The organism is Novipirellula rosea, assembly GCF_039541335.1.
Classification (GTDB): Bacteria; Planctomycetota; Planctomycetia; order Pirellulales; family Pirellulaceae; genus Novipirellula; species Novipirellula rosea.
The window spans coordinates 134075-147439 of sequence record NZ_BAABGA010000018.1 but is presented as its reverse complement, the minus strand read 5'-3'; the positions used below and the strand labels follow the sequence as shown (position 1 = coordinate 147439).

Below are 13365 nucleotides of genomic sequence, written 5' to 3'. Positions count from 1 at the left end.
CGCACTCCGTTGACTGCTTTTGCTGATTCCTCCCCCGTAGAATTCCCCTTAGTCCGAATTTGCCTTTTCTCGCTCCGGCAACGCTGATGTTTCCAAGCAATTGGAGATTATGGATTCCAGCAATTCGCGGATCGCTGGAAGCTCAATGTTCGACTTGTCGTCGATATCGAGAAAATACGACCAGCCCCCTGAGGGTCGCAAGTATGCCCAAATCACTGGAATTCCTGTGCTTGTCCGAGCGATTGGAATTGCCGTAGAGGTCAATTTTGCAGTTCCAGATAAAGCAACGGGCACCTCGACTTTGGAACTGGGGAATCTGAGTGGCTTGCTCAAACCGACTGAGACACCACTTTCAAAGAATATTTGGGTAGTACGCTGCCCTTTGCGAGAACCAGCGTATCCAAAACAAATTACGCCCAGGTCAATCGATTTGGTCTGGTCAATCTTTTGGGGCCGGTGTTGGTCGATAGCGGATACCTTCTTCAGTCCGTTGCCAATTCCAATAATCGTTCGAGGACTATTTGCGAACTTATTTATTGCGGCGGCCTGATCCGGCCCGACAGTACCAACATCCAAATCGAATATCAGCAGAACAACATTTGGACTTTCCAAAAAGGAAGGATGAAACCAATAATCTTCGATTCCGTTAGGGTCTCGCCACTCTTTAATTATGTTGCAAACCATTGAAATTGGCTCATAGTTATACCCATACGAAACTTGAAGCAACTTATCTATTGAACGTACTTGCGAGCTTTCTGCACTGCTTATCACCACAATTTCCGGTGTCTCAGCGTTGCAAGGTGCAATCGTTGTAAGGATCAACAATGCCGCGGCGGTTCCAACTAGTGAAGAATGAATTCGAAAAAGCATTGCCATGGAGGTGTACCTGAACGCAGAGGGACGAGGTGTTCGTTAGACGTGCTTAGCTAATCATAAACCGTTCCGATTCTTCATGCTGCGTTCAGATGCCCTTCAATATGTTTTCGGACAATGGTCGAACTCGTGGACGCATCGTTGATTCCAGATTGAGTCGCCTGGCAATCGATTCGATCTAGCCTTCGTAGCCCAACGGTGCACCGCGATTCGCACAGATTCGAATCGTTTTCGGCTCGCTTTCTGACAATGGTTCATTGGCACGAGAGACCCAGTTTGGAAACCGTGGAGGCAACAATTGCAAACAATGAAGGAGGTTTGCCCCTCTGGTTGAACGATGCGATTGCGAACCCCATGTTTACGAATGCCTCCACCAGCGTTGCTTACGGGACTGTCGAGACTTGCGAGACGCATCCGTTTCTGCATTTTCTAACCTTCTTCGTCCACAGTCCTCCAGTCATGGGCAAACGCACGCTGCCACTCTGACGCGGCACTGTCGCTCCGATCGAGAACGCAATCGAGATGACACATATTAGTGAAGAAAGCAGAAACAAGGTTAGAAACAGGAAGTTCAGAAAATGTGATTGCGAAAATCAATCAAGCCGCTTTCCGTTTGGGCTCGCCCAGGTGGGGCAATTGTCGGCACAACTTCACGCAGGCAACCAGTTCCACAGATTCCAAAGTTTGACCGCGCCTTTTTCAGTCTTGCAACACATTTAGGAAAGTTGCTGTGTCCCAATTGACTAAAAAGAGGTTTGACCCCTTTGGATTCTCCATCGTTGTCTGTTGCAGCACCGCAGTTATAGCTCGACGGTTGCAATAACACCGATTCGTCAATTCCTTGTAACCCTTATTATTGCGGTGTGAGCCGCCAGCTTTATCTAATCAGTTAGGCAGGAGTCTTTCAATAGATTGGCCGATTTACCCAACGCTGAAGAAGCAAAGGGAGCAAACCGTTTTTTTGTGTTTTTGGGCAATGGTCGAACTCGTGGACAACCTCTTGGCCGCATCGTTGATTCCAGATTGAGTCGCCTGGCAATCGATTCGACCCAGCCTTCATCACCCAACGGTGCACCGCGATTCGCACAGATTCGGCTCGCTTTCAACTCGCTTTCTGACAATGGCTCATTGACACGCGAGTGTCGAAATTTGCGGGTCGCATCCGAGCTTTGATTTTCTAACCTCCCATTTTCTAACCTTCTTCGTCCACAGTCCGCCAGTCATGGGCAAACGCACACTGCCTCTCTGACGCGGCACTGTCACTCCGATCGAGTCCGCAATCGAGGTGACACATATCAGTGAAAAAGAAGAAGCAAGGTTAGAAAATGGAAGGTTAGAAAATGTGATCGCGAAAACCAAACAAGCCGCTTTCCGCTTCGCCTTGCCTCGATGGGGCAATTATCGGCATAGCCTCACGAGGTCCACCGATTCCAAATTTTGACCACGCCTTTTACAGTCTCGCGACACATTTGGGAAAGGTGCTGTGCCCCAGTTGACTAAAAAGAGGTTTGACCCCTTTGATCGCTTCCATTTGATTCTCCGCAGGTGCATCCGGCTGTGCACTCATCAAAGAGGTTTGACCCATTTGATTCTCTGACCCATTTGATTCTCATTTGATTTCCTCAGCATAGTTTACAAGCTCTTTCAAGGATCCGGAAAAGTCTTCACCAAACTTTTGTCGATACCGTTCACTCTCAATCAACGTGTCGCAAGTAATTTTATATTGTGATCCTATGATGACTCTGACATGATCGTCGGTTTGAGGGCTAAACCGCCGGCCTTTGATTTGAATGTCCCAGAACCCACCTAGCCTACTTGGCTTCTCAGCGATAAGCCAATCTGGATTTGCAGGCATGCTTTGCCCTGGAGAAGCGAAAGAGTCTGGGGAACTGAGAACCACAAGTAATCGAGGCGTTGATTCGCGTTTGCTGCAGAACATCCAAAGATATAGCGTTTGCTGTTCCCCTGGGATGTTTTCCTCCATTCGGATTACAGAATCTAAATTTCCTCCTTTGCGGTAATAGTCGACGAACATAAAACAGAATCCGCAGAAAGCGACAAAGCAAAGCAAGTGCAACAAACCAAAGCGAAGCATTCCGAATTGAAGAAACGATCGTCTGCTAATCTTCACTTTCACACCCATCTTCACAGCGGCAACACTTTCGTTTGAAGACTGCGTAGTCCCTGACGCCGGTGTACAGCTTAAAGGTCCTTAACTATGGAATACTTGTTCCACATACTCTCTGACGCGTTTCGTTGTAAATCGGGCGGCCATTGTAAAAATCTGCTTGGCGGTCGTTGTAAAGCTCGGCATATTGTGTGAGAGGTACGATTCTGATTTGATGGCAAGGAATTCTAGGTTCATTCGTGCCCGTCGTTGAAGAAGTAGAGCTGTCACTTGAGTAGTTCCATCCACCGCTGATAGAGAATGAACGGTTGTCGTCATCGCTACCACCTCCTTGGAGGCCCACGCTCCAAGTGGTGGGCCAACTTAGCGTGATCGTCACATCTAGCTTTGCGGGATAACCACACTTGCCTTGCGAAATATCCGCGTCCCTCACTTTTTCCCAATTATATACAACTCGACTTCTACGGCGAACGTGCGCGAGTACTCCAGCAGCAGGCTGCCAGTCTGACCATTCAGTAATGTGTGCTGCATCTTCTTCAGGTATCGACACGATCTCCCACCTGTTGCCACATTCGTTTACTGTCGTAGGTGCATAAGAAGTTCCCTCGTCAATAGGAATGACGGCCTGAAGCCCAAGCGGATCTACACCAACGACAACAAAGTACGAGCGGTATAGATTCCGCCCATCGACATATCCGATAGGATCTCTGGAGCAAGATTGGATCGGGGGCGGTCGTAAATGCACTCGCAGTCATCGTAGGTGTAGGCGGGCTATGCGTCGCGGTCGCGGAGACGCTGTTGCAATGCATTAAGCTGGGTCGTAAGTGCATCCAAGTGAAGTTCCGCCAGTTCTGCTGTCGTCATCGGTGTATCTCCAAGCAGTTCTTGCAGCGTCTGAATCCGCCCTACGATAATGCCCTCCTCTCGTCCTTCTTCTCTGGCACCGGAGATTGCCCACTCGTAGTCTCGCTGGGCTTTTTCGCGTTGGTCGTACATCTGTTTGTCCTCTGTCTTCGCGGAAATGATTTCCATCGTTGAAATCGCGGTTTCGAACTCGATCCCAGGAAACAATTTCCTGAGTGTTTCCGCGTCGTAGTCTTGAGCGAAAAGCAAAAGAAACGCCCATTGCTGTAGTTTACTCGCATGGGCGATCGTCTGCGCGTCCAATTCGTACTTCGTCAATTCTACCGTGTGCACTTCGATCGCGTCGGTTATCTCTCGGCCGCTTTCACGATCGAGCATCTGGAAACGATGGTGGGCTTGGTCGGTTTCAGCGAAAAGAATCCGATTGAGCAAACAAATGGAAATCGACGGGGCGGCCAACGCATAGTTACTGCCCGGATAAAGCTGGTCGACGTACATGCTGCAGGCGTAATACACCAATCGCTCAATCAGCCCGGCGTAGACCGAAATCTGCATCTCCACATTGAGCCATCGTCCGGCGGAGTCGCGGCACCGCACATCAAGCACGATCAGCTTGCTCTCGGAAAACTCCTGGTAGCTAAACGGATTCAAAATCTCGACCGCAACGACCGGGTGTTCAAAATCGAGGATCGCGTTAAGCAATCCGATCAGCGAAGCCGAGTTTTGGGGCGATCCAAAGATCTTTTTAAATGCGAAGTCAACCGTCGGCCGAATTCCCAGCGGCATGGCATTCATCCAAACTGGATTATCAAAAACTTCAGAACCATGCCTCAATCGTAACGGAGCCGAACTGATTGTGCGAACACGACATGGTCGGCTCGATTGCGAGCCTCATTTTTAAGAATGCCTCCACCAGCGTTGCGCACGGGAATGTCAATATTTGCTGGACGCGTCCGCTTCTGCATTTTCTAACCGCCCATTTTCTAACCTTTTTGTCGTGGGAGCCTGAAGGTTGTCGGTTGGATTCGACGTTGATTTGCGGTAAGACGGTTTGTCGGTCTACACGTGTTGTCGCGGCGGTATAATAAGTTCATGTGTCAAAAAACTCTCAATATCGTTTTTGTGTTTCTGGCGTGCGTCGTTGCCGCTGCGGCCAACGCAGACGATACAAATGCGGTCGCACGCGGCTACCGTTTGCTGACCGAAACGCCGCTTTTGCCGAGCGATTTCCATCAGCGGGTGGTCGACGACGTGTGGCAGAGTTGGCCTGAACCGCTGCGGAGCAAGGCGGAAAAAGCGACTCCCGAGCAGCGGCGAAAAATGACGTTTTCGCGTTATGGCCTGACCACGCGACCAGGCGATGATTCCGGCAAACCGCTGCAGTACGTCGTCGGCGACGATGGCCAGTGGACGATGAATTGTTTTTCATGTCACGGCGGTAGTGTCTACGGCAAACCGACGCCGGGAGCCCCTAATAACCGGTTCGCGCTGCAAACGATGACTGAGGAAGTTCGGCGAACCAAATTTCGCATCGGCGAACCGATGTCGCGGATGGATTTAGGGTCGCTGTTTATTCCGCTGGGGACCACTCATGGGACGACCAACGCGGTGGTCTTTGGGATGGGGCTGATGCACCAACGAGACGAACAGCTCAACGTGGTGAACCGTCCTCCGGTGCCGTTGATGCATCATGACATGGACGCGCCGCCATGGTGGCATTTCTACAAGCGTCCGTACATCTACATCGATGGCTTTGCTCAAAAAGGGCATCGTGGTTTGATGCAGTTCATGCTTGTGCCTGAGAACGGACCTGAGTTTTTTCGTGAGCACGAAGAAGACTTTCGTGATGTCTACGCCTACATGTCATCGCTGCGTCCGCCCAAATACGACGGAGCGATCGACGACGAGCTTGTTTCGGTTGGTAAAGGTGTGTTTGATCGCAATTGTGCCGAATGTCATGGCACGTACGGCGATGATTCCGAGTACCCCAATCGCCGGATTCCACTGGATGAAATTGGCACCGACCCAGTCCGTGCCGAAGCGTTGACCGAAGCGGGACGGGCCAAGTATGCACGGAGTTGGTTTGCTCATGCGGGCGAAGACGACCCGCAGCAGACGATTGTCGAATTGGACGGATACGTCGCACCGCCGCTGGACGGTGTTTGGGCGAGTGCTCCGTATTTTCATAACGGCAGTGTGCCAACATTGTGGCACGTTTTGCACCCGAGCGAGCGGCCTACGGTGTGGCGACCGGTGAGCGAAGCGATGGACGAGCAGCGACTGGGATTGACGATCGAGTTGGCCGAGAAGATGCCTGTCACGGAACCCGACGTCGCGATTCGTCGCAGTTATTTCGATACCCGTCGCTTTGGCAAAAGCAATTCCGGACACACTTATCCCGACGAACTGAGCGAAGCGGAAAAGGCCGCCGTGCTGGAGTATTTAAAGACGCTCTAACACGATGTGGGATAGGCTTCCCAGCCTGTCGTCAGCTTAGTCATTAGCGTTGGGAAGTTCGGAACAATAAATAGCGGGAGGTAGTGGACGAGGCTACGGATCCTGCAGCTTCACTGAGCCAAAAAGGACTCGTTGCCTCGTCCACTACGGGAGATGCCGCCAGTCATTCTTGCGATGGTCCTTAGATGCTGTTTATCAGCGTGGGGTTTATTGGCTCTTCTTTGGCAGGTAGTTCTGAGCCACGCTGCGAAAATCGCCGAGTTGCTCGTCGATCCACGCTTGGTCGCGATTCAGCTCTGTCGCCATCAGTTGTGCCACCTCGTACGCGATGTCCAGTGCCGCTTGAGCGTTTAGGAACAACGAGCGTGTTCGTCGAGCCAGCACGTCTTCGATCGTACGTGCCATTTCATGACGAACCGCCCACACCACATCCGAGCCACGGATCGTCAGCGAGGTGTGCAGCAGTTTGGCAAGATCGGGGGATTCGCTTTCCAGTTGTTCGATCGATTTCAAGTCCGATCCGTAATAGGAACGCGAATCCGATCTGACACTGGATGATTCGATAAAACCATGCAGGTGCATCGACTGGGTGATGCACGGTTTCGCCGAAAGGTATTTCTCGCGAACGACGCGGTCGACACAGTCTTCGGCCATCTTTCGCACGGTCGTCCATTTGCCACCGGTGATGGTCACCAGTCCTGAGGTCGAGACGCGGATCGTGTGATCGCGTGAAAGCGAGGCGGTTCGCGCCGACTTGTCGCCTTTGACCAGCGGCCGGATGCCGACAAAGACGCTGAGGATATCGTCATGCGTCGGAGCGTCGGCCAAGTATTCGGCGGTCGTGTCGAGCAGGAACTGGATTTCTTCGGCTTTGGCCGTCGGTTCCAACGTTGGCGTTTCGATCGGGGTATCGGTCGTTCCGATCACGGCGTGATCATGCCACGGGATGATGAAAATCACGCGTCCATCAGACGTCTTGGGAACGATCATCGCCGTGTCGCCGGGAAAGAAGTGACGCGGCAAGACGATGTGGACGCCTTGGCTAGTGGACAACATCTTTTCGTCACCGGCGTCGTCCAGTGCTCGGACGCTATCGCAAAAAGGGCCAGCTGCGTTGACGATGCACTTGGCTCGGATCGTCCACTGTTCGCCGGATTCATGGTCCTTGGCGATGACACCGTCGAGGTCCCCCAATGAATCTTTGGTCAAGGCGTCAACGGAGGCGTAATTGATCAGGCAGGCACCATGGTCGGTCGCCGTTGTCGCCATGTTGATCAGCAGCCGTGTATCATCGAATTGGCCATCGTGATAAATCACGCCCCCTTTGGACGCGGTGGACTTGAGTACGGGAATGTGGGTCAGCGTTTCTTTGTTGGAAACGCCATGCGAGCGGCCAAAATTGTTGCCGGCGGCCAGGAAGTCATAGACTTTTAGTCCGACACCATAAAAAAACCGCTCCCAGCGATTTTTGCAGGGGATCAAGAACGGCATGTCATGAACGAGGTGCGGTGCGTTAGCTCGCAGCAAGCTTCGTTCGCGTAGCGCGTCGCGGACGAGCGTAATGTTCCCTTGTTCGAGATACCGCACTCCACCATGGACGAGTTTTGTACTGCGGCTGGACGTGCCTTTGCCAAAGTCGGCTTGTTCAAGCAGTAGGACGTCTAGCCCACGTGAAGCAGCGTCCATGGCGATCCCGACTCCGGTCGCACCGCCGCCGATGATCAGGATATCCCATGGCGATTGCCGCTGATGTAAGCGTTTGATCGCGTTGTCGCGATTCATGCCTGCGGGGGCGGTGCCCGGCGGAGTGTTGCCATGAAAGTTCATCAGTGTTGCTCCCAAGATCGGGCGCGGCCGAGTGCGTCGGCCCAGCGTCCGCGTCGAGTTTTCGCTTCCTCTGGGGGCATCGAGGGTGTAAACACTCGCTCGGTTTGCCAGACGTCCTCGATGTCGTCGAGATCCTTCCAGAATCCGCTGGCCAGTCCCGCAAGGTAGGCGGCTCCGAGTGCGGTGGTTTCGAGCACTTTGGGACGGACGACGGGGATTTGCATGATATCGGCTTGGAATTGCATCAGCAGATTGTTGGCCGCCGCGCCACCGTCGACACGAAGTTCTGCGATCTTGGTCCCCGCGTCCTGTTGCATTGCGTCCAGTACATCGGCGACTTGAAAGGCGATTCCTTCTAACGCGGCCCTCGCGATATGGGCTCGCGTGGTTCCCCGCGTCAGCCCCACGATGGTTCCGCGAGCGTACGCGTCCCAGTGCGGAGCACCGAGGCCTGCGAACGCAGGCACTAAATAAACGCCGTCTGAATCGGTTACGCTTGCTGCCAGCGGTTCAATTTCCGAAGAGGATTCGATGATCCCCAGTCCATCCCGCAACCACTGGACGATCGCACCGGCAATAAAAATGCTGCCCTCCAGTGCGTACTGACGATGCTCTCCGGCAGTGCACGCGACGGTGGTGAGCAACTTGCATTTGGACGCCCACGGTTTTTCACCGATGTTCATCAGCATGAAACAGCCGGTGCCATAGGTGTTCTTCGCCATCCCGACTTGAGTGCAGTTTTGTCCAAACAGGGCTGACTGCTGATCGCCCGCAGCACCGCCAAGCGGGATCGGACCGCCAAACAGTTCGGGGTCGGTTTCGCCATACAGATGGCTCGACGGCAGCACCTCAGGGAGAACGCTGTGGGGAATCTTTAGTAGTTCCAAAAGCTCGTCGTCCCAGGTGTGCGTGTTGATGTCAAACAGCATCGTTCGTGATGCGTTGCTGACATCGGTCGCGTGCACGCGGCCGCCGGTTAGTTTCCAGAACAGCCAGCTGTCGATCGTTCCAAACGCCAATTCGCCGCGTTCGGCACGCTCTCGAGCTCCATCGACATTGTCCAGCAACCAGCGCAACTTGGTCGCGCAAAAATAGGCATCGATTAGCAGGCCGGTTTTTTGGGCGATCATTTCGAGGTGTCCCGCTTCGCGTAGCGAGTCACAGAATTCGGCGGTCCGTCGGTCTTGCCAAACGATCGCGTTGTGAATCGGCTCGCCGGTCGCCCGGTCCCACAGCAGCGTTGTTTCGCGTTGATTGGTAATGCCGATCGCCGCAATTTCGCGGGGGTCTAGCTTGCACTGCTGAATCACCTCGCGTCCCACCGCGAGTTGGGATTCCCAGATCTCGTTCGCATCATGTTCAACCCAACCCGATTGTGGGTAATGCTGAGTGAACTCGCGCTGTGCGGTGCCAAGGATCGTGCCGGAGTGATCAAAAGCGATCGCACGTGAGCTGGTAGTGCCTTGATCGAAAGCTAGAACCGTTTTCATGAGCAGGCGTCCTTTAGGGGGGCGCAAAGCAAAGTGTGAGGGGAGGTGGGGCGGGCAGAGTTTAATCGTAACGGTTTTCTAGAAGTCAGGTGGACGCGGCTTACCGCATCGCCCGAAAAACTTAATGAAAAACCGAAACGCACCCGAGGAGTGCCGCATCAGGGTGGCTCGCGGCAGAGGTCGCGTCGGCAGCGTCTGAATTAGAGCTGTCTTTGAAGGAGCAAGACGCAGCGTTGGGTGGTCACGAAGTGTCTCTGCATTAACGTAGCCTAGGCTTCCAGCCTGGGTTGGATGTGGTCCCCAGGCTGGAAGCCTAGGCTACGTTTTGCAGCGAGTAAAACGTTTGAATTAGTCCGGACGGCTTGACCGCACCGCTAAAGTGATTGACTACGAATACAGCTGGATCGCCTTGATGATGTCGTCCAGTTCGTTTGGCACGGCGACCGCTCGGTTCGCATGGCTCGCCTTGGTTACACCGCGGCTACCTAGTGTTTTATTGAACACCTCTTGGTCGGTGGTGTGGTAGGCGACCGTCGCGGTGGGGTCTTTCAATTCGTGGCCGGTCAAGATGCACACGACGCGGTCGCTAGGTGCGATCACACCTTCGCGGCGGAGCAATTTGGCGCCGGCGACGCTTGCTGCGGATGCAGGTTCGCAACCGAATCCACCTGCACCGACCTTGGCTTTCGCGTCGAGGATCTCTTGATCGCTGACCTGACGAACAACACCGTCCATCGTGTCCAATGCCCGCAAGCACTTTTTCAGGTTCACAGGGCGATTGATTTCGATTGCACTGGCGATCGTATCGGCTTTTTTGCCCTCGCGGTCCATCAAGTCGTTGTACTCGCGAATCGGATCCATGTTCACATGTCCACCGTTCCAGCGGACGCCGCGACGTTCCACCAATTCGTACAGCGTGTCTGCACCCGAGGCGTTGATCACGGCCAAACGTGGCATGCGGTCGATCAGGCCGAGGGCTTTTAGTTCACTAAACGCCTTGCCAAACGCGCTGCTGTTGCCGAGGTTACCGCCGGGGACGACGATCCAATCGGGTACTTCCCAGCGAAGCGCTTCGAGGATCCGGAACATGATCGTTTTTTGACCTTCCAAGCGGAAGGGATTCACGCTGTTAACCAGGTAGATGCCCAGTTCTTGCGAGACTTGTTTAACGCGGATCATCGCGTCATCAAAGTCGCCCGCGATTTGGACCGTCAGGGCTCCGTAATCGAGGGCTTGGCTGAGTTTGCCGTACGAAATTTTGCCGCTGCCGATAAAGATGACCGCTCGCATTAAGCGTGTGGCGCTGCAGTAAAGGGCAAGCGATGCGCTGGTATTCCCGGTGCTCGCACACGCCGCCCGCTTGGCTCCCATCATTGCGGCATGGGTCACTGCGGCGCACATGCCGTTGTCTTTGAAGCTGCCCGACGGGTTCATCCCCTCGTATTGCAGGTGCAGTTTACCGTGGTTCATGCCGACGTAGTCGCCGACCGAATCGGTTTGTTGCAGCAGCGTTTGTCCTTCGCCGACCGTGACGATCTTGTCTTGCGGGACAAAAGGCAGCAATTCGTGGAACCGCCACACCCCACTGAAACGCACCGGGTTGGTCCGTTGGCTCCACATCGCCTCGAATTCGCTGAGCTTTTTCGGCAGGACGGCACGATCCCATTCGTAATCGATGTCCAGCAGGTCGCCGCACTTGTCGCACGATGTGCGGACGCTGTTGGCTTCGTACGTTGCACCGCAGGTTGGGTTGATGCAGCGTTGGAAGGCGAGGTCCGTTTGCGGGGCGCTGGTCGAATTGGCGGTCTGCAACATGACGATGACGAAGTGAGGAGGAAACGGGATGAAAATTGGGATGGTGGATGGTTTTCGGCGGTCGCGAATCACCATCTCTGTTCAAAGTAGATCGGCACTGTGTCGCTGCCGCTAGATTCACTAATCATGAAGAAGTGAAAATATGCGGAAGATCACGATTGCGGAACCCGATCGCTCTGGGCAAACTCTGCTGCTAATTCTACTGTGAAAGGTTGACAAATCCGACCGCTGATTGATCTGAAAACATGGACGAACCCGATCGAAACCCTGTTAACACTCCGCCGCCGAGCCTGCCGAAGAACCGTGTGTTCATCTTTTTGGGGCTCGCCATCGCCGGTGCGATCGCCGATTTGTGGAGCAAACAAGCCATTTTTGCTTGGCGTGGCCTGCCGGGACAAAAGGACATTTGGTGGCTGATCGATGGCTATTTCGGGATCGAAACGGCCATTAATCTCGGAGCGGTGTTCGGAATTGGTCAGGGACAAGGAGTGATTTTCGCCACCTTGTCGGTATTTGCTGGTATTGGAATTTTGGTGTGGTTGTTTTGGTTTCGGGCCGCATATTCGATGTGGTTAACCGTCGCACTTGGGCTGATTAGTGGCGGAATTATCGGAAATCTCTACGATCGGCTGGGACTGTGGTGGCAACCGGGGTACCCCGAAGCCTGGAAAAGCGGCGTTCGCGACTGGGTTTTGTGGCAGGCGAGCGATCAATGGAAATGGCCCAATTTCAATATCGCCGATTCGCTGTTGGTGGTCGGAGCGTGCATGTTGATGTATCAATCGTTCTTTCCCGGCGTGACTGGCTTTCCCGACGTGGCCGGATTGCCTGCGGACGATGCGGGATCGGCAACACCGCCTGCATCGAGTGACTCTGAATCAAGCGAACTCAAACCCTCCAATTCCGAAGAGCCAACTCAATGACTAGCAAACCAGACGATTGGCAATCGATGCACGATGGCCGGCTTTCGGCGATGATCGAGGTCGCACAGGCCGCCGGTCGGCATACGCTGAAGTATTTCGGGACCCGCGAATTGGTCGTGGATGCGAAAAAAGACGATTCGCCCGTCACCGTGGCCGACCGCGAAGCCGAACAATTGGTTCGCAAGCTGGTGGGCGAGCGATTTCCCGAGGACACGCTGCAAGGCGAGGAGTTTGCCGAAAAAACCGGCACCAGTGCTTATCGCTGGGTCGTCGATCCGATCGATGGCACGAAGTCGTTCGTTTGCGGAGTCCCGCTTTATTCAACTCTGTTGGCCCTCGAGTGCGATGGCGAGGTGATCGGGGGGGCGATTTTTATTCCCGCTTTGGACGAGATCATCGTCGCCGGGGTAGGGCAGGGCAGTTGGCACCGGAAAACAGCCAGTTCCGAGTGGACCCGGGCCTCGGTTTCAAGCAAAACCGAACTCTCCACCGCCGTGTTTGTCACCAGCGAAGTCGGCTCGTTCGCAAAACGAGGCAACGCGGATGCTTATGCGCGGCTTGAGCGGGATGCATGGGTGACGCGAAGTTGGGGAGATGGCTACGGGTATCTGCTGGTCGCCACCGGACGTGCCGATTTAATGGTCGACCCGATCTGTAATGCTTGGGACGTCGCCGCGATCATGCCAGTGATCCAAGAGGCGGGTGGCACGTTCACCGACTGGAAAGGCAACTCCACCGTGCGAGGGGGGGATGGTGTCGGAACCAACGGTCATCTGCATCCCGCCGTGCTTGAGCGACTCTCCGATTAGCCCGTAACGGGACAAGAAAAGGAGGGTTTGGGGGGCTGTGAACTTGCTTTTGGGCGATTTTGCCAAGCTTGTTCTGCGTTGTGCATTTACAAAACCGGCCTTTCTCACGTAAACTGCCGTGCTTCGCTCGGGGCCCCGCTGTTCCGACTTCTGTGCGATTGTTCGTTTTCCCCCGTAGT

At 54.1% G+C, this 13365-nt stretch carries 9 protein-coding genes; 3 read left to right on the top strand and 6 right to left on the bottom strand.

Annotated features, from left to right (window positions below; all coding sequences use genetic code 11):
• Positions 1-48: 48 nt before the first annotated feature.
• The 3 genes from ABD971_RS07240 to ABD971_RS07230 form a co-directional block, all read right to left on the bottom strand.
• Positions 49-876: a hypothetical protein gene (locus tag ABD971_RS07240; protein ID WP_345320745.1), complete on the bottom strand. Its 828-nt coding sequence runs from the start codon at positions 874-876 to the stop codon at positions 49-51.
• A 1606-nt stretch (positions 877-2482) separates the two neighbouring features.
• On the bottom strand, positions 2483-3010 hold the full coding sequence (locus ABD971_RS07235) for a hypothetical protein (RefSeq protein WP_345320743.1): 528 nt from the start codon (positions 3008-3010) through the stop codon (positions 2483-2485).
• Positions 3011-3772: 762 nt separating this feature from the next.
• Positions 3773-4660 (bottom strand): Rpn family recombination-promoting nuclease/putative transposase, encoded by an 888-nt coding sequence (locus ABD971_RS07230; RefSeq protein WP_345320741.1) that lies wholly within the window; start codon positions 4658-4660, stop codon positions 3773-3775.
• Between the two features lie 297 nt (positions 4661-4957).
• Between ABD971_RS07230 and ABD971_RS07225 the strand changes: the two genes are divergently transcribed.
• A complete protein-coding gene (locus ABD971_RS07225) occupies positions 4958-6322 on the top strand; it encodes a c-type cytochrome (protein ID WP_345320739.1) in 1365 nt (454 codons plus the stop codon).
• 207 nt (positions 6323-6529) lie between these two features.
• Here the strand turns inward: ABD971_RS07225 and ABD971_RS07220 are convergent, their stop codons facing one another.
• The 3 genes from ABD971_RS07220 to thrC all read right to left on the bottom strand — a co-directional run bounded on the left by ABD971_RS07220 (position 6530) and on the right by thrC (position 11454).
• Positions 6530-8104: a glycerol-3-phosphate dehydrogenase/oxidase gene (locus ABD971_RS07220; RefSeq protein WP_345321058.1), complete on the bottom strand. Its 1575-nt coding sequence runs from the start codon at positions 8102-8104 to the stop codon at positions 6530-6532.
• 44 nt (positions 8105-8148) lie between these two features.
• The gene (gene glpK, locus ABD971_RS07215) at positions 8149-9639 is read right to left on the bottom strand and encodes a glycerol kinase GlpK (RefSeq protein WP_345320737.1); all 1491 of its coding nucleotides are present in this window, start codon (positions 9637-9639) and stop codon (positions 8149-8151) included.
• A 387-nt stretch (positions 9640-10026) separates the two neighbouring features.
• Positions 10027-11454 carry a threonine synthase gene (thrC, locus tag ABD971_RS07210; protein WP_339939510.1) on the bottom strand — a complete coding sequence of 476 codons (1428 nt, stop codon included), beginning with the start codon at positions 11452-11454 and terminating at the stop codon, positions 10027-10029.
• Between the two features lie 245 nt (positions 11455-11699).
• On the opposite strand from thrC, the gene ABD971_RS07205 reads away from it, so the two are divergent.
• Positions 11700-12377 carry a signal peptidase II gene (locus ABD971_RS07205; RefSeq protein ID WP_345320735.1) on the top strand — a complete coding sequence of 226 codons (678 nt, stop codon included), beginning with the start codon at positions 11700-11702 and terminating at the stop codon, positions 12375-12377.
• A complete protein-coding gene (gene hisN / locus ABD971_RS07200) occupies positions 12374-13186 on the top strand; it encodes a histidinol-phosphatase (protein ID WP_345320733.1) in 813 nt (270 codons plus the stop codon). Before ABD971_RS07205 ends, hisN begins: the two co-directional genes overlap by 4 nt.
• The last annotated feature ends 179 nt before the right edge of the window (positions 13187-13365 follow it).

Bases quoted from the DNA above. Each gene is read 5' to 3' on its own strand.
- ABD971_RS07240 (WP_345320745.1), bottom strand. From the start codon at position 876: ATGGCAATGCTTTTTCGAATTCATTCTTCACTAGTTGGAACCGCCGCG.
- ABD971_RS07230 (WP_345320741.1), bottom strand. From the start codon at position 4,660: ATGAATGCCATGCCGCTGGGAATTCGGCCGACGGTTGACTTCGCATTT.
- ABD971_RS07225 (WP_345320739.1), top strand. From the start codon at position 4,958: ATGTGTCAAAAAACTCTCAATATCGTTTTTGTGTTTCTGGCGTGCGTC.
- ABD971_RS07220 (WP_345321058.1), bottom strand. From the start codon at position 8,104: ATGAATCGCGACAACGCGATCAAACGCTTACATCAGCGGCAATCGCCA.
- glpK (WP_345320737.1), bottom strand. From the start codon at position 9,639: ATGAAAACGGTTCTAGCTTTCGATCAAGGCACTACCAGCTCACGTGCG.
- thrC (WP_339939510.1), bottom strand. From the start codon at position 11,454: ATGTTGCAGACCGCCAATTCGACCAGCGCCCCGCAAACGGACCTCGCC.
- ABD971_RS07205 (WP_345320735.1), top strand. From the start codon at position 11,700: ATGGACGAACCCGATCGAAACCCTGTTAACACTCCGCCGCCGAGCCTG.
- hisN (WP_345320733.1), top strand. From the start codon at position 12,374: ATGACTAGCAAACCAGACGATTGGCAATCGATGCACGATGGCCGGCTT.